The organism is Cystobacter fuscus, assembly GCF_002305875.1.
In the GTDB taxonomy this organism is placed as follows: Bacteria; Myxococcota; Myxococcia; order Myxococcales; family Myxococcaceae; genus Cystobacter; species Cystobacter fuscus_A.
Map to the genome: position 1 here is coordinate 4,026,913 of NZ_CP022098.1, position 25,113 is coordinate 4,052,025.

The following is a 25,113-nucleotide window of genomic DNA, read 5'->3' on the forward strand; positions in this document are numbered from 1 at the left end:
TGGAACTGTCCGGGCCAGGCCCAGGAGGTGTCAGCGGTTGCGTTCACGATTCCGGCCTGAAGAAAATTCTTCCATGGATGGTCGCGCTCATGCTGACGGATCGTCACCTGGCGTCAAGTCTTGACAATGCCTGCCCCAAACATGGATTCCACGAAATTCAGTCAGGCGCGACCGCATCGTGATCATCTCGTCATGAGGCTCGCGCCGGTGGAGAGATTCATGACGAAGTTCTTGCAGCGCGCTGTACTCACCTATGGATCATGTCTTCTGCTGGCGCTCTCGGCGGCCGGCTGCCGCGACGACGGCCTGGCGGCTCCTGACGCCGGAGGCGACACCCCCGATTCCGGCGTCGAGACGGACGGAGGCGTGGGCGAGCCCGACGCCGGTTCGCCGCCTCCCGCAGCGGATCTCGCGAAGCACGTCGACCCGTTCATCGGCACCGACGACAGCAACTCGCCCTTCCCGGTGCCGGGCGGCGCTGGCGGCAGCACCTTCCCGGGCGCGACCGTGCCCTTTGGCATGTTGCAACTCAGTCCCGATACGCCGACCGCCTCGCCCTCGGGCTACCGCTACAGCGACTCGCTCATCGAGCACTTCAGCCTGACCCACTTCAACGGCGCGGGCTGCCCCAACAACGAGGATCTGCCGTTCCTGCCGCACGTTGGCGCGCTCACCACGTCGCCCGCGACTGACTGGAAACTCTTCCGCACCGGCTACAAGAAGGAGACCGAGGCGGCCTCGCCCGGCTACTACCAGGTCACGCTCGACGGCGACCTCAAGGTGGAGCTGACCACGACCACGCGCACCGGCATGGTGCGCCTGCACTACCCGGCCTCCACGGTCGCCCAGTTGCTCCTCCACACGGGCCGCAACGCGACCAACGGCAATACGCGCAGCGGCAACGTGCAGATCGTCGGCAAGGACAAGATCCGCGGCAGTGCCACCGCGGGCGGCTTCTGTGGCTCGAGCAAGACCTATCAGATCTACTTCGCGGCGCAGTTCGACCGCCCGTTCACGGCCTCGGGCACCTGGCTGGGCAATGCGCTGTCGCCGGGCAAGCTCACCGCGAGTGGCACCAGATCGGGCGCCTTCGTGACCTTCGACACGACCCAGGAGCCGGTCGTGCAGATGAAGATCGGCGTCTCCTTCGTCAGCATGGCCAACGCCGAGGCCAACCTGGCCGCCGAGAACGCCGGCTGGGACTTCGACGCCGTGCGCACGGCCGCGCGTGACCGGTGGAACCAGGTGCTCAACCGCGTCGAGATCACTGGCGGCGGCGACGCGGACCTCGAGCAGTTCTACACCGCGCTCTACCACGTCTTCCAGAACCCCAATGTCGCCAGCGACGTGAACGGCCAGTACATGGGCTTCGACGGCTCGGTGCACATGGCCGACGGCTGGACCGTGTACCAGAACTACTCCGGCTGGGACATCATCCGCTCGTGGACGCACCTCATCAGCGCCATCGCGCCGGAGGCGCCGGACATCATCCGCTCGATGGTCGACGACGGAGAGAAGGGGGGTCTGCTGCCCTTCTGGTCGCACCAGAACGTCGAGGTCAACGTCATGGTCGGCGACCCTGGCTCGGTGAACGTCGCCAACGCCTACGCCATGGGCGTGCGCGGCTTCGACACCGACTCGGCGCTGCAGCTCATGCTCAAGTCGGCGAGCAACCCGGAAGACACGCAGCGCTTGGGTCTCTCCGACTGGCTCACGCACCACTACGTGGGAGGCAACGCGGCCATCTCGCTCGAGTACGCCATGGCCGACTTCGCCATCTCGCGGTACGCCGGTGCGCTCGGCAACACCGCGGTGCGTGACGAGTACCTCACGCGCTCGCACTATTGGACCGAGAGCTGGAACCCCGCCAGCAAGCTGATCGAGCCGCGCGCGGGCGAGCTGCAGCCGGGTGCGGCCGCCGCGCGCATCTACGAGGTGCAGGTCCATGGCACCGCCGTGCCGGCCACCAACCTGGCGCTCAACCGTACCGCCACCGCGAGCGCTTCCTGTGGCGATGACGAGAACCCGTCCAAGGCGGTGAACGGCACGACCAACGGAGGCTACAGCGACAAGTGGTGCGACAACACCAGCCAGGACAAGTGGTGGCAGGTCGACCTGGGCAGTGTGCAGTCGATCGACAAGATCATCATCTCCCACTCGGGCGCGGGCGGTGAGTCGACCGACTGGAACACCCAGGACTTCACGCTCAGCGTGAGCACCGACAACGTGACCTTCGAGACCGTCGCCACGGTCACCGGAAACACCGCGAACGTCACCACGCACAACTTCACCGCGCGCGAGGCCCGCTACGTGAAGCTCTCCATCCAGACGGCCATCAAGGCCGATCCTCTCGGTGCGTGGGCCTGCCAGCCTGTCGATGTGACGAAGGATTGCGGCTACATCGAGGGGAACGCGGTGCAGTACGTCTGGATGATCCCGCACGACCTGGAGGGCCTGTTCACGCACATGGGCGGCCACGCCGAGGCCGACAAGCGCCTCGACGACCTCTTCACCGAGCTCAACGCGGGCACCAAACGGCCCCACTTCTACATCGGCAACGAGCCCGAGCACGGCACGCCCTGGATCTACAACTTCGCCCAGAAGCCCTGGAAGACGCAGGCGATCGTGCGTCGCATCATCGACGAGACGTTCTATGGCGGCCCGGGCGGCCTGCCCGGCAACGATGACCTGGGCTCGACCTCGGCCTGGCTCGTCTGGAGCTACCTCGGCATGTACCCGGCCATTCCTGGCACCGACGTGCTCGTGATCAACGGCCCGCTGTTCCCCAGCGCCAAGGTGCACCTCGCCAACGGCCACGTCGTGACCATCGAGGGAGAGGGTGCTGGCCCGGCCTCGAAGTACATCCAGGGCCTGGCCATCGACGGCAAGGCGAGCACGAAGACCTTCGTCCGCTTCGCCGACATCGCCCCGGGTGCCACGCTGAAGTACGTCATGGGCGCCACGGCCAACGAGTCGTGGGGCAGCGGCGAGGGGGATCGTCCGCCGAGCTTCGCGCCGTAAGTCGGGTGGGGCCCGCTCGGCGCGGGTCGGGCGGCGGGTTCGATTCCCGCCGCGTCCACACTCAGAAGCTCAGCAATCCCGAGGGGTTGCTGGGCTTTTTCTTTGCCCTCGTTTCCGCATGTGCCCTCAGTGTGCGTGCGCCGTGAAGGTGCACTTGACCAGCGGGTGGAAGTCCCGCCCGAGGAGGAGGTCGACCCCCTCGGTAGCTATCTGGCGGGGACGAGGGGTGACCCTCGGACTCGAAGCCCAGAGACAGAAGGCCTCGAAAGGAGGTCGAGCGAGCTTGCAGGCCGCAACGTGAGTGAAGCCCGAGCAGGCCCCGAAAGGGCAATCGTGGGAGCCCACGGGCGAGACCCACCCGGCAAGCGTGGCTGTGCGGCTGCTCTTCAATAACCCCGGCACCGAGCCCTGGACGCTGGCGGGGGCGGCGTTGGTGGACTCGGCGGGGGAACAGGTGGGGCTTGCCCGTTGGCCACTGGCGTCCATCCCCGCGAATGGGGCCGGTGCCGTCGTGGTGGGCATCGAGGGGGCGCGCGCGCAGCTCGGCTGCCCCTGCACCCTCAAGCTATGGGAAGCACAGGGGCCGCGCACCTTCACCCTTGAGAACGTCACCTTCCCCGAGGGGAAAGCGAAGGGGCCCTGAGCACGGCCAGCGCGAGCCGTGCCGAGTCTCAAGGGGCTGCGCGCCCGCCAATCTCCGGGAAGCGCTCGTAGGCCCGTTTGAGCGCGTCCAGGTGGGCGGGGTTGTCCAGGTCGAGCGGCGCATCAGTGAGCTGCACGACCCACCCACCCGTCGCGGTACGCCGTGAGCGTGACAGCAGCTCCGCGTCGCGGACCGGGTCCGGAAACCCTATGGCTTCTGCGGCAGCGGGCGACCAGTAGTTCAGCCACCCGAGGCGAGCCGGAATCACAGGCGCGCGGATGTCCTCCCGGAGTTTGAGCGCTGGCAGCCCCCGTGGGGGTACTCCCGGCTTGCGCACTGGATGGCGTGTCTGCCGCGAAATCTCCACGCCCGCGTTAAATGGCGTCGCGTGCCCCCAGAATGCGCGAGCACCCTCCGCTATGGCCTCCAGCACTTCTACTGCCGCCGCGATGCCGGTTGCGTCGAGCGGCAGGGCTGCATGAATTTCAAACTGTGCCTGCCCTCCTGGGGAGATCCCTGCCGGGCTGTTCCATCCAGACACCGTTACCCGGAAGCTCTCGTCGCCATTGCAAATGAGCCGAAACCCCCTTCCGGTCGGCCTTCCTTGGGCGAGCCATGCCTCGCGCTGCGGTAGCCGGATCAGCTTGCCCTCGTCAGAAATCGTCCACCCCAGGTGCAAGCCAGGGAATGCGCGTTCCATTCCATGAACAACAGCCAAGGGGCGGCTGTCGGCGCCCACGAGCGCAGGCGCGTATACGATAATGCCAATGTCAGTTTCTTGCGTTGCGGGCATTTCAGCACCAGTTCATCACGACAATTTCGAGGGTCTCATCTGCTAACTCCAGTGCAGCTTTGTGCGCGGCGCTGCGCACGCCGACCTTGAAGTCAAATCCGCAGGCCAGAGCAAGGGCGCGCTCGTACTGCAACTTCGGCAGTTGTTCCTCAATCACAATTCTCCGAAGTTCGGGCGGGTACGTGTCGAAGTTGTCGGTCTTGACTTCCCAGAGCGTGCGCGTGGCCAGTTGCAGCGCGTCGAAGTCCTTCCCATTCACGAACACATCCCCACCTGGGTTAATGTTATTCGGAATTCTGTCGGCGCACTTGTTGTGCAATTTATTGCCGCCACGGTGATAATTTTTCGGTATGGGCTCGCACCTGTTGCGATCTCGCTCCGAGGTTTCGGGTGGCTCCCCAGGGGGAAAATCTGGCCCCTTTGGCTCCGGCTTGGGTCTTTTTGTCGGCGAGGGTTTCTGCGGGGCGGGCTTCGTTACAGGCACGGGCTTCGTTACAGGCACGGGCTTCACTTCAGGCACGGGCCGCGCTTCCGGCACCGGCTGCGTCTCCGGCACCGGCTGCGTCTCCGGCACCGGCTGCGTAGGCGGCCGAACCTGGGGACGGCCCCTCTTCTCGTAAGCCTCCAGGGCCTCTTTGATGGCGAATCCCACCACCACCACGCCCGCCACGACTACCGCGCCCACCACAAGCTCCGGCGCCGCGAGGACGCAGACCCCGAGCCCCATTGCCGCAGCGCCCGCTGAGGCCACCGCGCATCGTCCGGTGATGTCGTGGAACTCGATCCGGTCATGGTCGAGGGCCTGATAGCACCGCTCCGCCAGCACGGGCCAGGGCTCGGAAGCTTCGCGGACGGCGCACCGCCCCCCATCCGTCCAGGGCAGCGCCGCCGCTCGCTGGAGGTTGGCATACCTCGGGTCCCAGTCCACGGGCTCTTCCGGGCTTGGCGCTGACGTCGCGCAGGCGGAGACGTAGAGCAGAAGTGCGATGCACGCTCGGAGACGCATGGCCGGTCCTCCCTTGGAGCTAGGACCTGGCGGGTTCTGGTGGGTCCGGTCGGAGTATGACAACGCTCCCCGACAGCGACGAACGAGTGCGCAGACAGCTCCCCGTCATGTCGCGCATATGTCGCACGAGCCTGCGGAATGGCCTGGAATGGGGCGGGACAGGGTGGGACGCGGCGGGATGACGACTCCCAGGCATTCCGGGCGGTTACGAGGTAAGGGCGCGAATCCGCTAGAGGTTTCGCACCGCCCGGCGCGGGTTCGATTCCCGCCGCCTCCTCCAAAACAAATCCCTCGGCCGCGGCTACAGAGCGACGCATGGACGAATACGTAGCCACTTGCGTGTGGCGGCTGGGGGGATAGCAGTGGAGTGTCGCTGCTGGGGGCCAGAAGGGCCTCCGCCGCGTCGGTGCTCCGGCCGGATGCGGTGGCGAAGGAACACCGGCTCCTGACTTCAAGTATGGGGGAGCTTGCGCAGTACCTCGATAGCCTCCTCGTACACCCTGCCAAGCACGTCGTCTTGGGACTTGTATTCCGCCAGCAGGTCGGCGTCCTCCCGATGTCCCACGTACTCAAGGATGGTCGCGGCTTTGATGATGCGTACAGTCTCCGGGGCCGCAACCATTCTCCGGGCCACCTCGCGCAATCCGGCGCGGGCCTTGGGTGGGAGCGCGGGAAGAAGACGCTCGCGGTGTAGGAGCAGCAGGGTGAACAGGCGATCACAGAAACGTCTTTCCTGCCCCTTGCGTGTGGATGCCACTCCAATGATGGAACGGGCCAGGAAGATGAATGAGGGGAGCAAAGGGACCAGTTCATCTGGTACCTCCTCATCCAGCACGGTCAGGACCTTGGTCTTCTGCTCGACAGGCACCGACTCGTCCTCAATCCACACTCGCAGTTCTTCCGAAGAGTTCTCCAGCAAGCGAAGGAGGGCCAGCAGGCCCTCGGAAGCAGGTGGAGCGATCCGCTCCAGGGCCCCGCGAACAGCGGGGAGCAACTCTGGATGACGCTTGCGCCAAAGTGCATAGGTCAGGTCATCCACATCGGACCCCTCTGGCGCGCCAGCGGCCAATCGATTCAGCCTGCGTACGAGGGTTGCCCTCGAGCTGGCGCTCTTGAGCTGACCAAGTGCCTGGGTGATGACCTGCACGACAGACGAGGCGTCGTAGCCCCCTCGAGACCCCTCCAGGAGGAGTTGCTGCTCCAAGCGTCTGGCGTTCGCAGGACCACCCAGCTCACCCAGGCCAAAGGCGGCTGCCTGGCGCACCTTCCCGTCAGGAGACTGGAGCATTTGTTCCAGAACACTCTGGACTCTTCTGGGCTGCGCCTCGCGCAATGCCGCCACCAGGGTGCGTGCCCTCTCCTGACCTCCCCAGTGGAAGGCATCAACCAGCTCTGACCGCCACTGCTCCAAATCGATTTCCCATGACATGCGTCGCTCCAGAATCCAGGCTATGGATACTGAACTCCGGGAGGCACGTACCGCCGGACGAGCGCTCCATTGAGCATGTAGAGTTCGTGGATGGCATCCGGGTCCGCCCGGCGCATGGCTTCAAACGCATCCAGCTCACGCTGCAGATCCTTCGCATTGGAGAATCACCTGCGGAATCCCTCTGGGCCTTGTTCTTGTCGAGTCTGGTATGTCCGGCTCCCTCCCTGGCAGCGAGTTCGTCCTCAAGGGCCCCATTGTGGGGCGGGTTGCTCCGAGAGTGCGGAGGCCCATGGCGGGTTGAGAGGGCCGGGCTGCTGCCACTGTAGTTGCTCGCTCCGGCAGTAGCCGCCCCAATCCCAGGGTGGCCACCAACACTACCACCCGGAAGCCCACGACCCCCATTGCCGCTCCGAAGCGCGCCGAGGCCGCGCTGGCGTCCTCGCCGCCTGCGCCTCCAGGTAAAGCCGCAGACACGCTTGTGCTACTCGCGTCAATTCCACCAGCCCCACCACCATCGCCAACCTTACCGTCAACGTCGCCGCGAATGCCTTTGAGAAGAAGGGCTCGGGCATGAGCCATGCGGAGAAGTACAGCATGACGGACAGGTACACGCTGTGGATGAAGAGCGGCGAGTTGAAGAGTTCCTCGGCAGCCTGTCCTTCTGGGTCACCGCCCGACGACCATTTGACTCGCCAGAATTCGTGGCCAGAGTCAGGGGATGGAGAGCCAAGGCGGATGAGTTCAGCGGAAAGGTCGTTGTAATCTCGGCGCTCCGCCCAGGCCTTCGCACAATAGAGATTGACGATACACCCCACATCGGTGTCCCGTCTGTCGAAGGCCTCTTCCTCCCCAGGAGTCATCGGTGCGCGAGGATCAGGCGGTGTCCTCACAAACCTTCCTCCACTATGGATAGTGCGTGAGCGAGAACGACCCTCCCGCGAAGTCCTGCTGCGAATAGAATTTCTGGACGTACTCATTCATGAAGGCATTCATGTCGTTTGTCGACTGGAATTGCCATTCACCGGTGTTCGCGTCGAGCAAGCGCGGAGGGTTCGTGTTGTGCACGGCGATGTCGTGCCCGGTTGGCTCGCTCGGGTGGTGGAGGTGAATCACACTGAAGCCGCCGTTCGGGAGCTGAGCCGCGAAGTTGTTCGCCAGATCGTTGATGGGTCTTCGCTGGGGATGGCGTTGTGCCGCGCTCAGGCCGTCCACGAGGCCATTCAGATGGGCTTGCTGGGCGGCACTGTGTGCGTTGAGTGCGTTGTTGGCGGCCCGGATCTTCCCGTTGACGTCCGCCACGGTCGGAATCGTACCTCTCATTTTGTCCATAATACCGGGGTTGGTGTGGCGCTTCTGGGCATCCAACGCCTCGTCGTGCAGCTTGTCCGCCGCGGCGCCCATCTTGTTGAGGTCCGCGATCGTCTCCTGATTCTGATGCTGGATCGCGGCGAAGTGCGCGCTCATGTTCTGGCCATGTCCCACCATTTGCCGGAAGACTTGCTTGTTGACGTCACCGCCCCTTTGCTGATCGGTGAGGTTGAGGCGGATCCACTCCGTCGCCATCGCGGCACATACGCCTTCGTTGGCCTTGGAGAACTCCTTGAAGGTTTGTCCTTCCAACCTGTCGGACTGGAAGGAATTCGCCAGCATGTTCGCACCGTACTTCTGGCTCAGCGCCTGGCAGTCGGCCTGGACGCTCGAACCCGACGCGCTCTTGCCGAGCTGAGGCGAGGGGGCCGCGAGGTGGCTGATCTGTGCCGTCGTCGCGGCGTTGTTCGAAGTTCCGGCAGGGCGGGTCGTGAAGACGGAGCCGCGCCGCGCGTTCATCACGGCGACATCCTGCTTCGACTTGAACACGGCATTGCCGGCGGAGGGATCCTGGGTCGGTGCCTTCTGCTTGCCGAGCTGGTCCTGGTGCCAGCCGGGGGGAGCCGAGGCTGGTTTCTGCTGCTGGACCTGTGGCCCCGCGGGCGCGCCCGTGCTCCCTGTCGCCGCGGCCTCATTCGTGGCGCCGCTCTTCGCGGTCCCATTCGTCGAGCTGGGGTTGGCCGCCTGGCTCGTTCGCGTCGCGGTGTGCGTCGCTTGCGCGGGCCTGTTGTTGATCGGGCTGATGGGCATGTGGGTCTCCAGAAGGGTGTGACCGCCAGCTTGGCGAACTCAGTTCATGGGCTTGGACCAGCAAGACTCAGGCCGTTCCAGTATAACCGAAAAAAAGGTGCCAACGACCATGCCCGCGCTCACTTCCCCTGGAAGCGCGCCTCGCGCCGCTCGATGAAGGAGCGCAGTCCCTCCTGCACGTCCTCGCTCGCGTAGAGCTGCCGCAACCGCGGCATCAAGTCCTGGGCGGCCGCGTCCGGCCCCTGCTCGCGCGCCAGCCGCGCCGAGGCGAGGGTGGCCTGCACCGCGAGCGGCGCCTGGCGCGCCACCGCCTCGGCGAGCGCGAGCGCGCGATCGAGCTGCTGGCCGGGCTCCACCACCTCCTGGACGATGCCCATGCGGTACGCCTCGGCCGCGCCGAACTCGTCCCCGGTGAGCAGCCAGCGCATGGCGTTGCCCCAGCCCGCCACCTGTGGGAAGCGCAGCGTGGCGCCCCCGAAGGGGAAGATGCCGCGCTTGACCTCCAGCTGGGCGAACCGCGTGTCACTGGCCGCCACCGCCATGTCCGCGGCCAGTATCAGCTCCACGCCGAGCGTGAAGCAGATGCCCTGCACCGCGATCAGCAGGGGCTTCTTGCGCCGCTCTCCGAACAGGTGGAAGGGGTCCACCGCCCCCTGGGGAACCATGGTCTCGCCAGTGCCCACTCTCGGCCCCACGTCCGCCAGGTCCAGGCCCGCCGTGAAGTGCGCTCCCTCCGCGTACACCACGGTGCAGCGCACCTGCTCGTTCTGGTCTGCCTCCGTCAGCGCATGGGCGAGGCCGTGCAGCATCGCCATGTCGAACGCGTTGCGCTTGGCGGCTCGGTGGATGCCGATGAGCGCGACGTGGCCGCGCAGCGAGAGCGAGATTCGGGGGTCAGGCTGAGACATGGGACGGGCACTCCTCGGTGAAGGATGGAGCGCGGGACTCTAGATGACCGCTCATGATTCTCGAACGGTGCGGTGCTGGAGTTTCCGCTAGCTCACGGCAGGCGCCGTCTCGCCGCCCTGGAGTTCCCGCTCGCGCATCCGCAGGTAGTGCGCGACGGCCTCGGCGATCGCCCGGGTGAAGCACTGCGCGAGGATCCTCGCCTCCTCCAGCCGGACGAGGCCGTGCCCCCGGTTCTCCACCAGCTCGAAGATGCAGTCGTGCAGCACCCCGTACTCGCGCACGATGTTGGACAGGGTGAAGCCGATGAGGAAGCGCTGCTCCCCGTGCTCCCATCCCAGGGGGCCCACCCGGTGCGTCTTCGGCTCCATCCCCTCCTCCTCCCGGCGGAGGGCGGCGATCACCTGCCGCAGGAAGTCCGGGATCTGGTTGGCCAGCTCGGGCTCGGAGAGGGGGCCGGGCGCATGGCGACGTTGGACCCGCTCCCGCCATTCGTGGAAGAGCTGCTCCTGCCCGGTCTCCATCATGTCCGCGAGGCTCTCCATGGATGCCTCCGTGGGTGCTTGGAGGAACATTGCCAACCCCGGAGCGAAGGCAGGAGGGGGTGCCCTTCGAGGAGGCGAGGGCCCGTCAGGATCGGTCCCCTGGGCGAGGTGGGCTGGAGCCTGGGGGCGGGCCGCTCACTCGGAAGGGCGCAGACGCGTCGCCGCCCACGTGGCGTCCACGGCCACCTGGGCGATGCCCCGCAGACCGAGCCGCTCGGCCGACTCCCAGCCCCGGTCCCGGTTGAGGTCCGTCTCCACCTTCGAGGACTGCTTCGGGTAGGCCACCCACAACAGCGTCGTGGGCGTGAGCACCGGGGCCAGTTGAGACATGCGCTGCGCGAGCTCGGCCTGGTCTCGCACGAAGACGAGGAGGAAGGGCGCTCCCTTGCCGAGCTTCGTCCGCACGCTGGCGCCTGCGGGCAACTCGCCCAACAGCGTGGCCACGTCCCCCGGAGCGCCCAGCACCACGGCCTCCATGCCGGGCTTCAGGAGCATCTTCTGCCCCAGGGGTTTGGTGCTCGGCGCGGGCCGCGCGGGGCTCTTCAACGGGGTGGCCGGGCGCTTCACCGCCTGTCGCGGGGTGCTCGTGGCGCGGCGGGGAGCGGCCTTCTTCGCGGCGCTCTTCTTCGCGGGTCGGGTCGTGGACTCGTGGGTCGTGCGGGCCATACACGCCTGTCTAGTCCGGAGGCCGGGAAAAGAAAAACCGCGCCCCCGGAGTGCGAGGGCGCGGTGGGAAGAGCGGGGTGGAGGAACCGCCGTCGGCTCAGGTGCCCGTGCCGGTGGGCGGAACGGGCGACTTGCCGTCCTGCACCACCAGGCGCAGCTGCCCGGGGTTCGCCACGAACGAGGCGTCCACCTCGCGCTCCAGGTACGTGTAGCCGGACAGGCCCTCCTCGTACATGCGCAAGAGCTGGCGCGACTCGTCCAGGGACAGCCGGCCGTTGCGCAGCGCCACCTCGGTGGACTTGCGCAGCTTCGCCACGAGGTCGTCCTTGTTGTAGCTCACGTAGTTGAGCACCTCGGTCACCGTGTCGCCCTCCACCACGTGATCGATCAGGTAGCCGCCGTTGGGCGCCAGCGACACCTGCACCGCGTGCGTGTCACCGAAGAGGTTGTGCAGGTCGCCCAGAATCTCCTGGTAGGCCCCCACCAGGAAGATGCCCAGGTAGTAGTCATCGTTGTTGAGCGAGTGCAGCTCCAGCGCGTCCTTCACCTCGCGCTTGTCGATGAAGTGGTCGATCTTCCCGTCCGAGTCGCAGGTGATGTCCGCCAGCACCGCCTGGCGCGTGGGCCGCTCGTTGAGCCGGTGGATGGGCATGATGGGGAAGAGCTGATCGATGGCCCACGAGTCCGGCAGCGACTGGAACACCGAGAAGTTGCAGAAGTAGGTGTCCGACAGCTGCTTCTCCAGCGCCTCGAGCTCCTCGGGGATGTCCCCCGACTCGCGCGCGATGCGCATGATCTTGTGGCACAGCGCCCAGAAGATGTTCTCCGCCATCACCCGCTGCTCCAGCGACAGGTGGCCGAGCGAGAAGAGGGTGAGGCTCTCCTCCTTGTACTCCTGGGCGTCGTGGTAGGCCTCGAGCAGGTTCTTGTTCGTCACCTCGCGGAAGGTGGACAGGAGGTTGCGCACGACGCTGGGCGCCTTGTCGTCCACCTTGTCCGGCACCTGCACGGGATCGAACTCGCTCGTTCCCAGCACGTCCACGATGAGCACCGCGTGGTGCGCCACCACGGCGCGGCCCGACTCGGACACCAGCGTGGGGTGCTGCACCCCCGCGGCGTCACAGGCCTCCATCACCGAGAACACCACGTCGTTGGCGTACTCCTCCGTCGTGTAGTTCATGGAGGAGGTGAAGTTCGTCTGCGAGCCGTCGTAGTCCACGCCCAGGCCGCCGCCCACGTCCAGGTACTTGAGCGGCGCGCCCAGCCGGGCCACCTCCACGAAGAAGCGGCCCACCTCGCGCAGCGCGTTCTTCACGTTGCGGATGTTGGAAATCTGACTGCCCAGGTGGAAGTGCAACAGCTCGAAACAGGGCAGCAGCCCGGACTCCTTGAGGAAGCCCAGGGCGCTCATCAGCTCCGAGGAGGACAGGCCGAACTTGGAGCGGTCTCCGCCCGAGGCCTCCCAGCGGCCCGCGCCCCGGCTGGACAGCTTCACGCGCATGCCGATGCGCGGGGCGATGCCCGTCTTGCGCGCCACCTCGGCGATGAGCGGCAGCTCCGAGGGCTTCTCCACCACCAGGATGACCTTGCGGCCCAGGCGCGAGAAGCGCAGCGCCGTCTCCACGTACTCCTCGTCCTTGTAGCCGTTGCAGATGACGAGCGCGTCCTCGCGATCCAGGAGCGCCATCACCGCGAGCAGCTCCGGCTTGCTGCCGGCCTCCAGGCCGTAGCCGAACTGCTTGCCCGTCTCGACGATCGTCTCGGCGACGTAGCGGTGCTGGTTCACCTTGATGGGGTACACCCCCTGGTACACGCCCTTGTAGTTGTGCTCGGCGATGGCCTTGCGGAACGCCTGGTTGAGGTGCACCACGCGGTGGCGCAGCACGTCCGTGAAGCGCAGGAGCAAGGGCAGGCCGATACCCCGGCGCCGCACCTCGTCCACCAGCTCCTTCAGGTCCATGTTCGGGGCGGCGGGCCCGTCGGGATGGACGCACACATGACCCTTGTCGTTGACGCCGAAATAGGGCGAGCCCCAGTTGCGGATGCCGTAGGTGTCCTGGGCATCGGCGAGGGTCCAACGGTGCTGAGGAGTGATTGGAGGCATCGGCGTTCCTGATCTCCCGGTCTGGGGTTGAGTTCCACCAACAGTGGATGGCGCGGGAAGTATCGAGAATCCCCTCGGGGTTCAACCCCCGCCTGCGGGGCAGCCGGCCAGGCACCCCCCCACGCCCGCCTGCCCTGGTGCGGATGGGCCGTTGACTGGTGGATTCCTACTCTCCTGTTGGGACCAAGTCCGTCAGCCGGTCTGGCGCCGAGGGGAGGAGACATGGAGTCGTCCGCACGCAGGGACTCACCGATACTGACGCCGAGAGAGATCTACGAGCGGTTGGACCGCTACGTCATCGGCCAGGAAGCAGCCAAGCGCGCCGTGGCCATCGCCGCCCACAACCACCTCAAGCGCATCCAGGCGCGGCGGATGAGGCGTGGCTCGCTCATCAAGAAGTCCAACATCCTGCTCATCGGGCCCACGGGCAGCGGCAAGACGCACATCGCCCGCAACCTGGCGGACATCCTCTCGGTGCCCTTCACCACCGTGGACGCCACCGAGTACACGGAGGCCGGCTACTACGGCAAGGACGTGGAGGTGATGGTGGCGGACCTGCTCTTCAAGAGCAACCACTCGGTGGAGGACACCCAGCGGGGCATCATCTTCATCGACGAGGTGGACAAGATCGCCCGGCGCTCGCAGGGCGCGCGCAACGGGGCGGGTAGCCGGGACATCGGTGGCGAGGGCGTGCAGCAGGCGCTGCTCAAGCTGCTGGAGGGGCGCGAGGTCTTCGTTCCCATGAATGTCACCCAATCGTTCAACCGGGGTGACATGGTGCCCATCGACACCCGGGACATCCTGTTCATCTGCGCGGGGACGTTCTCCGACCTGCAGGAGTACGGCAGCCAGGGCGAGTCGCGGCCCCTGGGCTTCGGCGCTCCGGACGTGAAGACGCTGCGCCGGCGCATCACCACCCGGCAGCTCGTGGAGTTCGGGATGCTGTCGGAGTTCCTCGGGCGGCTGCCGGTGGTGGTGCAGTTGGAGCTGCTGGGCGAGCCGGAGCTGTTGCGCGTGCTCACCGAGCCGCCGGACTCCATCGTGCGCGAGTATGGCGAGCTGCTGGGCCTGGACGGCATCGAGCTGGACTTGAACGAGGAGGCGCTGCGCGAGGTGGTGCGCTTCTCCGTGGACAAGGGGCTGGGCGCGCGCGGCCTGCGCTCCATCCTCGAGCACGTGATGGCGGACGTGATGTTCGAGGCGCCCGAGCGCCGCCACCGCCGGGTCACCGTGGACAGGGCCTTCGTGCGCGCCCGCCTGGAGGGACTGGAGGCCGGGGCGGGGCTCGGGGCCTGACGCGCGGAGGGTCAGTCGCGCTGACTGGCCCTCGCCGCGGCGCCCAGCCGGGCCACGAACTGCGGGTCCTGCAACAACTGGAGGGCGAGGTTGTTGCGCAGGACTTCCTGGGTGTCTCCCCGCTCGAGGGCGGCGCGCAGGTTCTTGTTCGCCATGGCCTTCTGGAAGCGCGGGTCCTTCTTCAGGGCCTTGTAGGCGGGATCGTCCGCCAGGCGGCGGGCCCGCTCGGGATCGGTGGACACCTGGGCCACCACGACCATGTCCCGCACGGCGGCGAACTGCGTCATCTCGAAGAGGTTGTAGCGCCGCGCCAGCTCGAAGGACACCGAGTCCTTGGGGGACACGCCGAGGTTGCGCCCGGCCACCACCACGTACTTGTCCACGAAGACGAGCGCGCTGATCATCACGTAGGCGATGATCACCACCTTGAGGCCGCCGAGCACGAAGCCCACGACGTTGTCCGCGCTGCGCTGCTCCGGATTCTTCGCGCCCATCATCCGCCGCAGCAGGGTGGTCAGGGCGTAGCGCACCGCCACCAGCACGACGATGAAGAGCAGCAGGGAGCCCGCGAGTGTCCCGAAGAGCAGCGGGGCGCCGCCGAGCGCCTCGGCCATCCGCGGGCCCACGTACGGGCCGAGCTTGCGCGAGACGAACCACGCCACCGCGACCGCCACCAGGCCGGCGATCTGCCGGGCCCCGCCGGTGATGGCGCCCGCCACGGCGAACAGCAGCACGAGCCCCAGGAGGATGAGATCGATGGTCACGGGGACGTTCCTCGGCCTGACGGGGGGCTCGTCAACGGATCTTGAAGCTGTCGCCCCCCTGCTTGCGCGACTCCTCTAGTAGCACCTTCTGCACCTCGGCGAGCTTCTCCTTGTAGCGAGTGTTCGCGGGTTCATAGGTGAGGGCCATCTTCAGGTTGCGCTCGGCCGAGGCCCAGCGCCCCGCGTCGGCGTCGGCCGCGCCCGTCTGGTAGAACTGGCGGCCCTTGGGATTGGAGCCGATCTGCTCCTCCACCTGCCGCTTGGAGGCGGCGCGCGTCTCGGACTCGGAGGACTCGGTGAAGCGCAGCTTGTGGGCGCGCTCGGGCCCCGACACGTCCGCCGTGTACTGCCGGCGCTTCGCGTCGTCGCGCAGCACGTAGTAGGCCTCGGTGACGCGCTTGTAGAGCTCGTTGACGCGCTCCTTCACTTCCTTGTCCTGGAGCTGGAAGAAGCGGTCCGGGTGGTAGGCGCGGCTCTCGCGGTAGAAGGCCTTCTTGATGTCCGAGGGGGACGCGGTGCGCTCCACCTGGAGGATCTCGAAGTAGTCCATCTGGTCGAGCCGGGCGCAGCGCTCCGCGAGCTCGGCCATGGGGTCGGACGCGGCGGCGGGGGCGGCGCGGCGGCGGGAGGCGGGGGCGCGACGGCGGGCACCACGGGCGCGATGGAGGGCACGAGCGGCGCGATGGAGGGCATCGCGGGAGGAGGCGGCGGCTGGAGCGCGGCGGGAGGAGGGGGCGGGGGCCGGCCTCCCCCCGCGCTCGAGACGGGCCGCCCGGAGCCGGGGGCGGGCGGGGGCACGACCGGGACGGCGGCGCTGGACAGCGGGGTTCCGCCGGGACGCCGGGTGATGGGCACGGCCGGGATGGCGGCGCTGGACAGCGGGGTGGCGCCAGGACGCGGGGCGGCGGGCACGCTCCCGGCGGGCGCGGGAGGAGGACTCGCCGGGGCGGCGGAGAGGGTCGGCACCCGGGCGGTGGGCCGAAAGGAGGGATCGTTCGGAGGCACGCCGACAGCGGGCCGCGTGCCCAAGGGTGCCCCGGTGGAGGGGGCCGTGGGGAGCCCGGTCGAGGAGGGTCGTACCCCTGATGGGGGAGATTCCGGACGCGACCCGAGCGACACGGTCGACACCTTGACCGTGGGGCGCTGGCCGGGCTCCGAGGGGATGTCGGGCGGTGGAGGCGGGGGAGGCTTGCCCGCGCCGTTGTGTGGAGGCTGTGACATCGCGCGGCTCTATCTGCCTCGGCGGGGAGCGGCCACGGCGGGCAGGTCCGCCCCTCCATGGCCCGCGAGTTGGAGTTGCTGGTTGGCCTGGATGGAGCGCTGGATGTCCGCCTCCGACAGGCCCGAGGACATGGTGAGCGTGGTGGACGTCTTCTGTCCCGTCTCCTGATCCGCCGCGGAGACGTTCACCATGCCGTCGGTGTTGATCTCGAACGTCACGTCGATCTTCACCTCGCCCCGGTAGCCCACGCGAAAGCCCGAGAACTCGAACTCGCCGAGCATCTCGCACTCGTCGGCGCGGTTGCTCTCGCCCTGGTAGACGCGGATCTTCACCTTCTCCTGGCCGTCACGGCTGGTGGTGAAGGTCTTCGAGCGGTCGATGGGCACCGGCGTGTTCTTCTCGATGATCTTCTCGGTGTATCCACCCACCGTGCCGATGCGCAGCGACAGCGGCGTCACGTCCACGAGGAAGGTCTCGGTGGCGGTGTCCAGCAGCGCGTTGGCCTGGAGCGCCGCGCCCATGGCCACCACCTGGTCCGGGTTGATGCCTTCCTTGGGCTCCTTCTGGAAGTAGTGGCGCACCGAGTTGCGGATGATGGGCAGGCGCGTGGGGCCACCCACGAGGATGACCGCGTCGATGTCCGCCGCCGTCATGCGCGCGGATTGCAGCGCCTCGTCACACACCTTGAAGGTGCGCTGCACCAGGTCCATCACCATCCGGTTGAACTGATCCTGGGTGAGCCGGGCCGTCAGATCCAACACCTTGCCCTGGGAGTCCTGGCAGATGCCCTCGCACCGCACGTCCGCCACGCCCTGGCCGCCCACGTCGATCTTCGCCCGCTCGGCCGCGTCCTTGAGCATCTGCAGGCAGTACTTGTTCTGCCTCAAGTCCAACCGCGTGCGCTTGAGGAAGTCGTCCGCCAGCCACGTCATGATGCGGTCGTCGAAGTCGTCGCCGCCCAGGTACGTGTCACCCGCGGTGGACAGCACCTCGAAGACGTCCTTGCCGATCTCCAGGATGGAGACGTCGAAGGTGCCACCGCCCAGGTCGTACACCACCACGCGCTGGCTCACGTCCCGGCCGAAGCCGTAGGCGAGCGCCGCCGAGGTGGGCTCGTTGAGGATGCGCAGCACCTCCAGCCCGGCGATGCGCCCCGCGTCCTTGGTCGCCTGCCGCTGGTTGTCGTTGAAGTAGGCCGGCACGGTCACCACCGCCTTGGTCACCGGCGTGCCCAGGTAGCCCTCGGCGATGGCCTTCATCTCCTTGAGCACCAGCGCGGAGATCTCCGGCAGCGAGTACGTCTCGCCCCTCACGGCGATGCGCACCGTGTTGTTCTCTCCCTCGACGATCTGGTACGGCATCACCGCCTGCGCCTTCTTCACCTCGTCGGAGAAGAAGTAGCGCCCGATGAGGCGCTTGGCCGAGTACACCGTCGACTCGGCGTTGGTGATGATGTTGCGCTTGGCCGCGTTGCCCACCAGCACCGAGCCGTCCTCGAGAAAGGACACGCAGGAGGCGTGTGTCGTCTCGCCCCACTCGTTGGGAATGACGAACGGCTGACCGTCCCGGACCACGGACACACACGAGGTCGAGGTGCCCAGGTCGATGCCGATCGCGATCTCTTCCGACATTCCGTCTCCGCTGTCGCCTGGCGGGCCGTTGGTGCCCCCACGCTCGGAAAAACGCCCGGATGTTAGACACCTTGAAGCGGGCGTGTCAAACGTTCATTCTGGTTAAAACCCAGTGGTTTCAAGGGGTTGGAGGGTCTGCTAGCCGCCGAAGAAGGACACCTCGAGGCAGCGCACGAAGAGGTTGGCGGAGGCGTGGAAGAGGGCCGCGCCCACGACACTGCCGGTGCGCTCGCGCATCCACCCGAAGAGCAGGGCGGGGAAGAAGACGGACAGGCGCCACACCTGGAAGATGGCCAGGTGCCCGAGCGCGAAGAGCAGCGCGGTGAGCCAGAAGGCGGGCCCCAGCCGGACGCCGAACACGCGCCGCCCCTGGGGCCAGGCATCGCGCAGGCGCGCCTGCATGTAGCCCCGGTAGAAGAACTCCTCGGGTAGGGCCACGACGAAGAGCTGATCCACCACCCACTCCCCGAAGCGCGGGGGCAGCCGGGGAGTGAAGTGCGCCGGGCCCCGGAAGGGCGCGAGCAGCCGCGCGAGCTCCGTGGGCAGCAGCGGGAGCACCTCCGTCCACAGCCAGAAGAGCCCGGAGAAGAGCGGGAACACCACCAGGCTCATTCCCAGGAAGAGGCGCACGTCCTGGCGCCAGGTGCGCGTGGACAGCCCGTAGTCGCGGTAGTCCTCGCCGCGCCAGCGCATGGGGATGAGCGGCAGGTAGAGAAAGCCCACCGTGGCCACCAGCTTGGGCACGCCCGTGCCGCCGAACAGCAGGAAGGAGACGATGATGCCCAGGAAGCCCAGGATCCACAGGCCGAGCACCTCCTGGACGGCGGTGGGGCGCCAGCGAGCCGTCATGGAGGCACTCACGGCGTGGCGACCCGGGTGACGAGCTGCTGCTTGACGGCGTCCAGGGGCAGGGCCCGGCAGCCGCGCCCCTTGCGCTGCACGGACACCGCCACCAGCCGGCCCCGGGTGTCGAAGAGGGGGCTGCCCGGAGGCAGCGCGACGTCCACGTCGATGAAGGGCTCGGGGGCCTCGCGCGCCAGTCCCGCGGTGGGGGTGTCGCGCTTCTGGCCCCGGCCCGGCACCACGCCGATGAGCCACTGGCCCGCGGGGCTCGCGGCGGACACCTGCACGGGCACGGCGGGGTAGTTGCCCGTGGGCGCGGCGACGACGGCCACCTTGAGCATCGCGTTGGCGAGCAGCACCGTGGCCGGCAGGCTCTGGCCCGCGAACTCCACCCGCGCGGCCTCCAGGTCGACGTGGCGCACGGAGGTGAGCACCTGGCCCTCGGAGCCCACGATGATGCCCAATCCCGCGCCGCGCCCGCCCCGCACCTTCACCACCGAGCGCTCATACAGCGCCAGGGTCTTCTGGAGATCGGCACGGGTCGGTTTGTCCGCGGCGAGGACGCTGGTGGAGACGAGGGCGAGGACGAGGGGCAGGAGGCGCGTCACGACGCTCGGAGCCTAGCACCCCATCACGCGGTGCGCTGCTGGCGCAGGGTGGCGATGAACTTCTCGGCGGAGAGGGTGTTGAGGACATCCCCCCGGCGGGCCCACCCCCGGCGCGCGGTGCCCAGGGAGAAGGCCAGGTTGCCCAGGTCCTCCGCCCGGTGCGCGTCACAGCTCACCACCAGCTTCACCCCGCGCTCGAGCGCCATCCGCACGTGCTCGGTCTTCAGATCCAACCGCTCCGGCTTGCCGTTGACCTCCACCACCACGCCCCGCTCGGCCGCCTTGTCGAGCACCTCTTCCATGCGCAGGGGGTAGGGATCGCGGTTCGGGAGCATCCGCCCGGTGGGGTGTCCGAGGATGTGCAGGTGCGGGTTGTCGAACGCCTTGAGCACCCGGCGCGTCATCTGATCCTCGTCCATGCCGTGGCGCACGTGGATGGAGCCGATGACCACCTCCAACTGCTCGAGCACGGCGTCGGTGTAGTCGAGCGCGCCGCTCTCCAGGATGTCCACCTCGATGCCCTTGAGCAGCCGCACACCCTTCACGGCGTCGTTGACGCGGTCGATCTCCTCCCACTGCCGGCGCAGGTCGTCCTCCTTGAGCCCGCCGGCGTAGATGGACGCCTGGCTGTGCTCGGTCACCGTGAGGAACTTGAGCCCCAGGGCCCCGGCCGCGCGCGCCATCTCCTCCAGGGTGTTCTTCCCGTCCGACCAGGTGCTGTGGGCATGCACCGCGCCCTGGAGATCCTCCCAGGTGACCAGGTCCTCGGGCAGCTTCCCCGCGAGCGCCGCCTCGATCTCTCCCGTGTCCTCGCGCAGCTCGGGAGGGATGTACTGCATGCCGAGCAACCGGTAGAGCGCGGCCTCGTCGGGCACGTGCAGCTTGGTGCCATCGGCGCGGTGCACCCCCCACTCGGAGATCTTCAACCCCCGCTCCTGGGCGAGCCCCCGCAGGCGCACGTGGTGGGCGCGCGAGCCGGTGAAGTGGTGCAGGGCGGTGGCGAAGTCCTCGTCGGGCAGGACGCGCAGGTCCACCTGGAGATCCTTCTCGTGCAGCCGCACCGAGCACTTGCTCTCGCCCCGGCCGATGACGTGGGCCACCTCGGGCGCGGCGCAGAAGGCGTCGAACACGGCGCTGGCCCCGGCCGCCGAGGCGATGAGGTCCACGTCCCCCACGGTCTCCGCCCGCCGACGCAGACTGCCTCCGACGCTCGCGCGGATGACACCCGGCAGGGTCTGCACGGAGGCGAGCAGGCGCTCGGCCACGGGCAGCACCTCGCCCAGCAGGCGCCGGGGGGAGTTCGAGCGCCGGTACAGCTCGATGCCCGCGAGCAGGTTGGCCTCGCTCTTCTCCCCGAAGCCGGCCACCTGACGCACACGGCCCTCGCGGCAGGCCTTCTCCAGCGCGTCCACGCCGTCCACCCCGAGCTGCCGGGCGAGGAGCACCGCCTTCTTCGGTCCCAGCTCCGGCACCCGCACGAGCTCCAGCACTCCCGCGGGCAGCTCGGCGCGCAGCGCCTCGTGGTAGGCGAGCCGGCCCGTGGTCAGCAGCTCGGACACCTTGTCGGCGATGGCCTGACCGATTCCCGGCAGCTCCTGGAGCCGGCCGTCGCGCAGCAGGGCACCCAGGTCCTCGGAGAGGCCCGCGAGGCGATCGGCGGCGATGTCATAGGCGCGGCTGCGAAAGGGATTCTCCCCCTTCATCTGGAGGAGCAGCGAGATGTCCCGGAGGACCTGGATGACGGTGGCTTTATCGGGCGGCTTCACGGGGGAAAAGGTAATGCCCATGGAATGAGGGTGCAGGCGAGCGGAAACTCGAGGAGGGGTCCAGGACTCCGGGTCCTACTCGGAGCTCGCTCCGCTCCCTGCTCCTCGAGGACTCGCGCAAGACCCTCCCGCGTCCGCGCCGAACCAGGGTAAAGAACCTTCGATGCTGTTTCCAGGAAGTCACGAGGAATGGAGCCGATGAAGATCAAGCTCGGACCGGCGGATTTCGCCGAGCAGGAGATGCGGGGCTACGAGGTGGGCAAGCGCAACCTGTGCGTGGCCCGCATCGACGGGCGCTACAAGGGGCTGGACGACTGGTGCAACCATGCCGGCTGCCTGTTGTCCGGCGGACGCATCGAGGGCAACAGGGTCATCTGTCCCTGCCACGAGGTGGGCTTCGACATGGACACGGGCAAGAACGAGACCTCGCCGGGCGTGTGTGACGACCAGCCCACCATGTCGATCGCGGTCGAGAACGGTGAGCTGCTCGTCGAGCTGTCCGAGAAGGATCTCTAGGAGAACAGATGGCACACGAGGGACACGAGCACGACCCCAAGCATCACCACCATGGCCATGATCACCACCATGACCATCATCATGACCACTCCGGCCATGAGCACGGGCACGAGCACGCCCATGACTCCGGGCACGGCTCGAAGGCGGCGAAGGAGCACAAGGCGCACGCGCCGGTGCACGTGAGCGCGTTCGTGGTGACGTGCTCGGACAGCCGGAACGCGGCGCGGGACGAGAGTGGCCGGGTGCTGCGCGAGGCGCTGGAGGCCGAGGGCCACGCGGTGAGTGGCTACAAGGTCATCCTGGACGAGCCCGAGGCGATCCGCGCCACGTTGGCCGAGGCGCGCGAGGCGGGTGCTCGGGCCGTGCTCTTCACGGGAGGCACGGGGATTGGACGCCGCGACAGCACGGTGGAGACGCTGCAGGCGCTGTTCGAGAAGACGTTGCCGGGCTTCGGCGAGCTGTTCCGGATGCTGTCGTACCAGGAGATCGGCAGCCCGGCGATGATGTCGCGCGCCACGGCGGGCACCTGGCAGGGGATGATCCTCTTCGCGCTGCCGGGCTCGCCCCAGGCGGTGCGGCTGGGGATGCACAAGCTCATCCTCCCCGAGCTGGGTCACGCGGTGCGCGAGCTGACTCGCTGATCGGGTCGTCCATGTCCCCGCGCTCCTCCCCTTCCACCGGCCTGAGCCCCAGTGACGCGCGGCGTCTGCTGCCGTGCCTGACGGCCTTCATGGCCTCCACGGACAGCCGGGCGCGCATCGCGTTCGATCCGCTGGAGTTTCCGCGCCGCTACCAGGATCCGCGTGACATCGAGGTGGCCGGGCTGCTGGCGGCGGCTCTGGCCTATGGGCGCGCGGACCTGTTCCGGCCCAAGGTGGATGCGCTGCTCCAGCGGATGGGGCCCTCTCCGGCGGCGTTCGTGCGCGAACTGGACGTGGCGGGCGCGCGCGAGCTGCTCGGCGGCTTCGTCTACCGCTTCAACGTGGGCACGGACGTGGCGGTGCTGCTGCTGGGGATGGGCCGGGCCCTGCGGGAGCATGGGAGCCTGGAGGCCCTGTTCGTCCGGGGTCTGGAGACCCGCGGCTCCTGGCACGGCGCGCTGGACGCGTTCACCACGGCCCTGCGGGACGTGCCCATGGCGCCCCTGCGCCGAGCGATGGGTCCCGAGCGCGGCTTGCAGCACCTGTTGCCCTCGCCGCTCGGGGCGGGCGCGGCCAAGCGCCTCAACCTCTACCTGCGCTGGATGGTGCGCGGGCCGGATGGGGTGGACCTGGGCATCTGGAAGCGGGTGCGGCCCTCGGCGTTGCTCATTCCCCTGGATACGCACATCGGCCGCATCTCCAAGCACCTGGGGCTCACCCGCCGCAACGACCTGAGCTGGCGCACCGCCGAGGAGGTGACGGCCTCGCTGCGCGTGCTCGACGCCGAGGACCCGGTGCGTTTCGACTTCGCCCTGTGTCACTACGGCATGAGCGGGGTGTGTCCCACGAAGCCCGTGCGGGAGAACTGTGCCCGGTGTCTGCTGCGGCCCGCCTGTTCCATCGGCCAGGAGACGGTGAGGGCGGGGCGGGCGCGCGCTACCCCCTGAGTGGTTGACGGGTGGGACGCGAGCGGGGATACACGCCCTCCTGACAACAGAATGAGTGCCTTTCTGACGTGCGGCGAGCGGGTGCGGCGCGCCGCGAAGGAGTGAGAGATTCATGACGGGTCGAACTCTCTCCCGGAGGACGTTGCTCCAGGGAGCGTTGGTGGCCATGGCATTCAACCCCGCTAGCCGGAGCTGGGCCGCCACGCTGGAGCCCGGCTCCGTCCCCCTTCCTCCGCTGGAAGGGGCGCTGCTGATGGACGCGGCGTCGCTCACCGCGGCTGCGGAGGACTTTGGCCACATCGTCCACCGCACGCCCTGGGCCGTGCTCGTCCCAGGCTCGGTGGGGGACATCGTGGCCATGGTCCGTTTCGCGCGTCGCCAGGGCCTGCACATCGCCGCCGCGCGAGGGCTCGGCGAGAGCCACAGCACTTACGGCCAGTCCCAGGTGCCGGCGGGCATCGTCATCGACATGTCCGCGCTTTCGACCATCCACGAGATTGGCGAGTCGAGCGCTTGGGTGGATGCGGGTGTCCGGTGGCGCCAGTTGTTGGAGGCCACGCTTCCTTCCGGCAGGAGCCCTCCGACACTCACCGACTACATCGAGTTGAGCATCGGTGGGACGCTGTCGGTGGGCGGCATTGGCGGGCAGGCGTTTCGCTGGGGTCTCCAGGTGGACAACGTCCTGGAGCTGGATGTCGTCACGGGGGAGGGCGAGCTCGTGCGGTGCTCGCCCTCATGCGAGCGGCACCTGTTCGACGCCGTGCGATCGGGGCTGGGCCAGTTCGGCATCATCGTGCGTGCCCGGGTACGGCTCGTCGAGGTGCCACCCCGTGCGCGGACCTACACCGCGCTGTACGGCGACCTCCACCGCTTCCTGGACGACCAGCGGTGGCTTATCGAGGACGGCCGTTTCGACTATGTCGAGGGTGCCGTTGTCTCCTCCGCTGGCGGATGGGCCTTCCAGCTCGAGGCGGTGAAGTACTTCACCCCTGGCGCCGAGCCGCGGGACGACAGGCTGCTCGCGGGCCTCGGCTTCCAACCCGGGACGCTCCAGGTGACGGACAGCAGCTACTTCGACTTCGCCAACCGACTCGCGCCGTTGGTGGCGATGCTCCAACAGCTCGGTATCTGGGAGTTTCCGCACCCGTGGATGGACATGTTCGTTCCCGCCCGGTCCACGGCCGCGTTCGTGGAGGAGGTGCTATCGCAGACCACCGAGGCAGACATGGGGCAGGGGCCCATTCTGCTCTACCCCTTCCGCTCAGCAGCGCTCACCGCCCCCTTCCTCCGAGTCCCCACGGACCCGCACGTCTTTCTCTTCTCGCTGCTGCGTACCGCCATTCCGCCGACGCCGGAGAACGTGGCGGCCCTCGTGCAGAAGAACCGCGCCATCTTCGAGCGGCTCACCGCCATGGGCGGAAAGCTGTACCCCGTGGACGCCGTTCCTCTGAGCCGTGCCGACTGGCGCCGCCACCTGCACCCCTACTGGGAGCGCTTCGAGTACGCGAAGCGTCGCTTCGACCCGGTCCGTATCCTCACGCCAGGTCAGGGCATCTTCTGAGTCAGTCTGCCCTTGAGGCGATGAGGGCGATGTGACGACGAAAACCGACCCTCAAGGCGAACGGATATTCTCTCTGGGTGAACTCCC

General features: G+C 67.8%; 21 protein-coding genes. 7 read left to right on the top strand and 14 right to left on the bottom strand.

Annotation, left to right across the window (positions count from 1 at the left end; translation table 11 throughout):
* The first annotated feature begins 219 nt into the window (after positions 1–219).
* Positions 220–3,021, top strand: coding sequence for a GH92 family glycosyl hydrolase (locus tag CYFUS_RS16615; protein ID WP_157758479.1), 2,802 nt, complete (start codon positions 220–222; stop codon positions 3,019–3,021).
* A gap of 367 nt (positions 3,022–3,388) precedes the next feature.
* On the top strand, positions 3,389–3,664 hold the full coding sequence (locus CYFUS_RS16620) for a DUF2381 family protein (protein WP_095992057.1): 276 nt from the start codon (positions 3,389–3,391) through the stop codon (positions 3,662–3,664).
* A 28-nt stretch (positions 3,665–3,692) separates the two neighbouring features.
* On the opposite strand, the gene CYFUS_RS16625 is transcribed toward CYFUS_RS16620, so the two are convergent.
* The 8 genes from CYFUS_RS16625 to speA all read right to left on the bottom strand — a co-directional run bounded on the left by CYFUS_RS16625 (position 3,693) and on the right by speA (position 13,231).
* The gene (locus CYFUS_RS16625) at positions 3,693–4,457 is read right to left on the bottom strand and encodes a DUF5953 family protein (protein WP_095986115.1); all 765 of its coding nucleotides are present in this window, start codon (positions 4,455–4,457) and stop codon (positions 3,693–3,695) included.
* 1 nt (position 4,458) lies between these two features.
* The gene (locus CYFUS_RS16630; RefSeq protein WP_332468378.1) at positions 4,459–5,283 is read right to left on the bottom strand and encodes a DUF6310 domain-containing protein; all 825 of its coding nucleotides are present in this window, start codon (positions 5,281–5,283) and stop codon (positions 4,459–4,461) included.
* Between the two features lie 631 nt (positions 5,284–5,914).
* On the bottom strand, positions 5,915–6,892 hold the full coding sequence (locus tag CYFUS_RS16635; RefSeq protein ID WP_095986117.1) for a HEAT repeat domain-containing protein: 978 nt from the start codon (positions 6,890–6,892) through the stop codon (positions 5,915–5,917).
* A 903-nt stretch (positions 6,893–7,795) separates the two neighbouring features.
* Entirely contained in the window at positions 7,796–9,010 is a 1,215-nt protein-coding gene (locus tag CYFUS_RS16645) for a hypothetical protein (RefSeq protein WP_095986119.1), read from the bottom strand.
* A 119-nt stretch (positions 9,011–9,129) separates the two neighbouring features.
* Positions 9,130–9,918: a crotonase/enoyl-CoA hydratase family protein gene (locus CYFUS_RS16650; RefSeq protein WP_095986120.1), complete on the bottom strand. Its 789-nt coding sequence runs from the start codon at positions 9,916–9,918 to the stop codon at positions 9,130–9,132.
* An 87-nt stretch (positions 9,919–10,005) separates the two neighbouring features.
* Positions 10,006–10,461 carry an RsbRD N-terminal domain-containing protein gene (locus CYFUS_RS16655; protein WP_157758480.1) on the bottom strand — a complete coding sequence of 152 codons (456 nt, stop codon included), beginning with the start codon at positions 10,459–10,461 and terminating at the stop codon, positions 10,006–10,008.
* A 135-nt stretch (positions 10,462–10,596) separates the two neighbouring features.
* Positions 10,597–11,127 (bottom strand): hypothetical protein, encoded by a 531-nt coding sequence (locus CYFUS_RS16660; RefSeq protein ID WP_095986122.1) that lies wholly within the window; start codon positions 11,125–11,127, stop codon positions 10,597–10,599.
* Positions 11,128–11,224: 97 nt separating this feature from the next.
* Positions 11,225–13,231 (bottom strand): biosynthetic arginine decarboxylase, encoded by a 2,007-nt coding sequence (gene speA, locus CYFUS_RS16665; RefSeq protein WP_095986123.1) that lies wholly within the window; start codon positions 13,229–13,231, stop codon positions 11,225–11,227.
* 222 nt (positions 13,232–13,453) lie between these two features.
* On the opposite strand from speA, the gene clpX reads away from it, so the two are divergent.
* Complete coding sequence (gene clpX, locus CYFUS_RS16670; RefSeq protein ID WP_095986124.1) at positions 13,454–14,527, top strand: ATP-dependent Clp protease ATP-binding subunit ClpX; 1,074 nt, start codon at positions 13,454–13,456, stop codon at positions 14,525–14,527.
* 11 nt (positions 14,528–14,538) lie between these two features.
* On the opposite strand, the gene CYFUS_RS16675 is transcribed toward clpX, so the two are convergent.
* The 6 genes from CYFUS_RS16675 to polX form a co-directional block, all read right to left on the bottom strand.
* A complete protein-coding gene (locus CYFUS_RS16675) occupies positions 14,539–15,291 on the bottom strand; it encodes a CvpA family protein (protein WP_095986125.1) in 753 nt (250 codons plus the stop codon).
* Between the two features lie 31 nt (positions 15,292–15,322).
* Entirely contained in the window at positions 15,323–15,880 is a 558-nt protein-coding gene (locus CYFUS_RS16680) for a J domain-containing protein (RefSeq protein WP_095986126.1), read from the bottom strand.
* Positions 15,881–16,521: 641 nt separating this feature from the next.
* Positions 16,522–18,144 carry a molecular chaperone DnaK gene (gene dnaK, locus CYFUS_RS16685; RefSeq protein ID WP_095986127.1) on the bottom strand — a complete coding sequence of 541 codons (1,623 nt, stop codon included), beginning with the start codon at positions 18,142–18,144 and terminating at the stop codon, positions 16,522–16,524.
* 138 nt (positions 18,145–18,282) lie between these two features.
* Positions 18,283–18,993: a myxosortase MrtX gene (mrtX, locus tag CYFUS_RS16690; RefSeq protein ID WP_420042690.1), complete on the bottom strand. Its 711-nt coding sequence runs from the start codon at positions 18,991–18,993 to the stop codon at positions 18,283–18,285.
* A gap of 8 nt (positions 18,994–19,001) precedes the next feature.
* A complete protein-coding gene (locus tag CYFUS_RS16695) occupies positions 19,002–19,595 on the bottom strand; it encodes a S1 family peptidase (protein ID WP_095986129.1) in 594 nt (197 codons plus the stop codon).
* A gap of 23 nt (positions 19,596–19,618) precedes the next feature.
* Entirely contained in the window at positions 19,619–21,361 is a 1,743-nt protein-coding gene (gene polX, locus CYFUS_RS16700) for a DNA polymerase/3'-5' exonuclease PolX (RefSeq protein WP_420042691.1), read from the bottom strand.
* A gap of 198 nt (positions 21,362–21,559) precedes the next feature.
* Between polX and CYFUS_RS16705 the strand changes: the two genes are divergently transcribed.
* The 4 genes from CYFUS_RS16705 (at position 21,560) to CYFUS_RS16720 (ending at position 25,026) form a co-directional block, all read left to right on the top strand.
* A complete protein-coding gene (locus CYFUS_RS16705; RefSeq protein WP_095992058.1) occupies positions 21,560–21,877 on the top strand; it encodes a Rieske (2Fe-2S) protein in 318 nt (105 codons plus the stop codon).
* A 173-nt stretch (positions 21,878–22,050) separates the two neighbouring features.
* Positions 22,051–22,518, top strand: a complete 468-nt coding sequence (locus tag CYFUS_RS16710) for a MogA/MoaB family molybdenum cofactor biosynthesis protein (RefSeq protein ID WP_198316885.1) — start codon at positions 22,051–22,053, stop codon at positions 22,516–22,518.
* Positions 22,519–22,529: 11 nt separating this feature from the next.
* Positions 22,530–23,465 (top strand): TIGR02757 family protein, encoded by a 936-nt coding sequence (locus tag CYFUS_RS16715; protein WP_198316596.1) that lies wholly within the window; start codon positions 22,530–22,532, stop codon positions 23,463–23,465.
* A gap of 112 nt (positions 23,466–23,577) precedes the next feature.
* Entirely contained in the window at positions 23,578–25,026 is a 1,449-nt protein-coding gene (locus CYFUS_RS16720) for an FAD-binding protein (protein ID WP_095986132.1), read from the top strand.
* Positions 25,027–25,113: the final 87 nt, after the last annotated feature.

What these genes read in the sequence shown, in the direction of transcription:
- CYFUS_RS16615 (WP_157758479.1), top strand. Translation starts at nt 220, where the DNA reads ATGACGAAGTTCTTGCAGCGCGCTGTACTCACCTATGGATCATGTCTT.
- CYFUS_RS16625 (WP_095986115.1), bottom strand. Translation starts at nt 4,457, where the DNA reads ATGCCCGCAACGCAAGAAACTGACATTGGCATTATCGTATACGCGCCT.
- CYFUS_RS16635 (WP_095986117.1), bottom strand. Translation starts at nt 6,892, where the DNA reads ATGTCATGGGAAATCGATTTGGAGCAGTGGCGGTCAGAGCTGGTTGAT.
- CYFUS_RS16645 (WP_095986119.1), bottom strand. Translation starts at nt 9,010, where the DNA reads ATGCCCATCAGCCCGATCAACAACAGGCCCGCGCAAGCGACGCACACC.
- CYFUS_RS16650 (WP_095986120.1), bottom strand. Translation starts at nt 9,918, where the DNA reads ATGTCTCAGCCTGACCCCCGAATCTCGCTCTCGCTGCGCGGCCACGTC.
- CYFUS_RS16655 (WP_157758480.1), bottom strand. Translation starts at nt 10,461, where the DNA reads ATGGAGAGCCTCGCGGACATGATGGAGACCGGGCAGGAGCAGCTCTTC.
- CYFUS_RS16660 (WP_095986122.1), bottom strand. Translation starts at nt 11,127, where the DNA reads ATGGCCCGCACGACCCACGAGTCCACGACCCGACCCGCGAAGAAGAGC.
- speA (WP_095986123.1), bottom strand. Translation starts at nt 13,231, where the DNA reads ATGCCTCCAATCACTCCTCAGCACCGTTGGACCCTCGCCGATGCCCAG.
- clpX (WP_095986124.1), top strand. Translation starts at nt 13,454, where the DNA reads ATGGAGTCGTCCGCACGCAGGGACTCACCGATACTGACGCCGAGAGAG.
- CYFUS_RS16680 (WP_095986126.1), bottom strand. Translation starts at nt 15,880, where the DNA reads ATGGCCGAGCTCGCGGAGCGCTGCGCCCGGCTCGACCAGATGGACTAC.
- dnaK (WP_095986127.1), bottom strand. Translation starts at nt 18,144, where the DNA reads ATGTCGGAAGAGATCGCGATCGGCATCGACCTGGGCACCTCGACCTCG.
- mrtX (WP_420042690.1), bottom strand. Translation starts at nt 18,993, where the DNA reads ATGACGGCTCGCTGGCGCCCCACCGCCGTCCAGGAGGTGCTCGGCCTG.
- CYFUS_RS16705 (WP_095992058.1), top strand. Translation starts at nt 21,560, where the DNA reads ATGAAGATCAAGCTCGGACCGGCGGATTTCGCCGAGCAGGAGATGCGG.
- CYFUS_RS16715 (WP_198316596.1), top strand. Translation starts at nt 22,530, where the DNA reads ATGTCCCCGCGCTCCTCCCCTTCCACCGGCCTGAGCCCCAGTGACGCG.
- CYFUS_RS16720 (WP_095986132.1), top strand. Translation starts at nt 23,578, where the DNA reads ATGACGGGTCGAACTCTCTCCCGGAGGACGTTGCTCCAGGGAGCGTTG.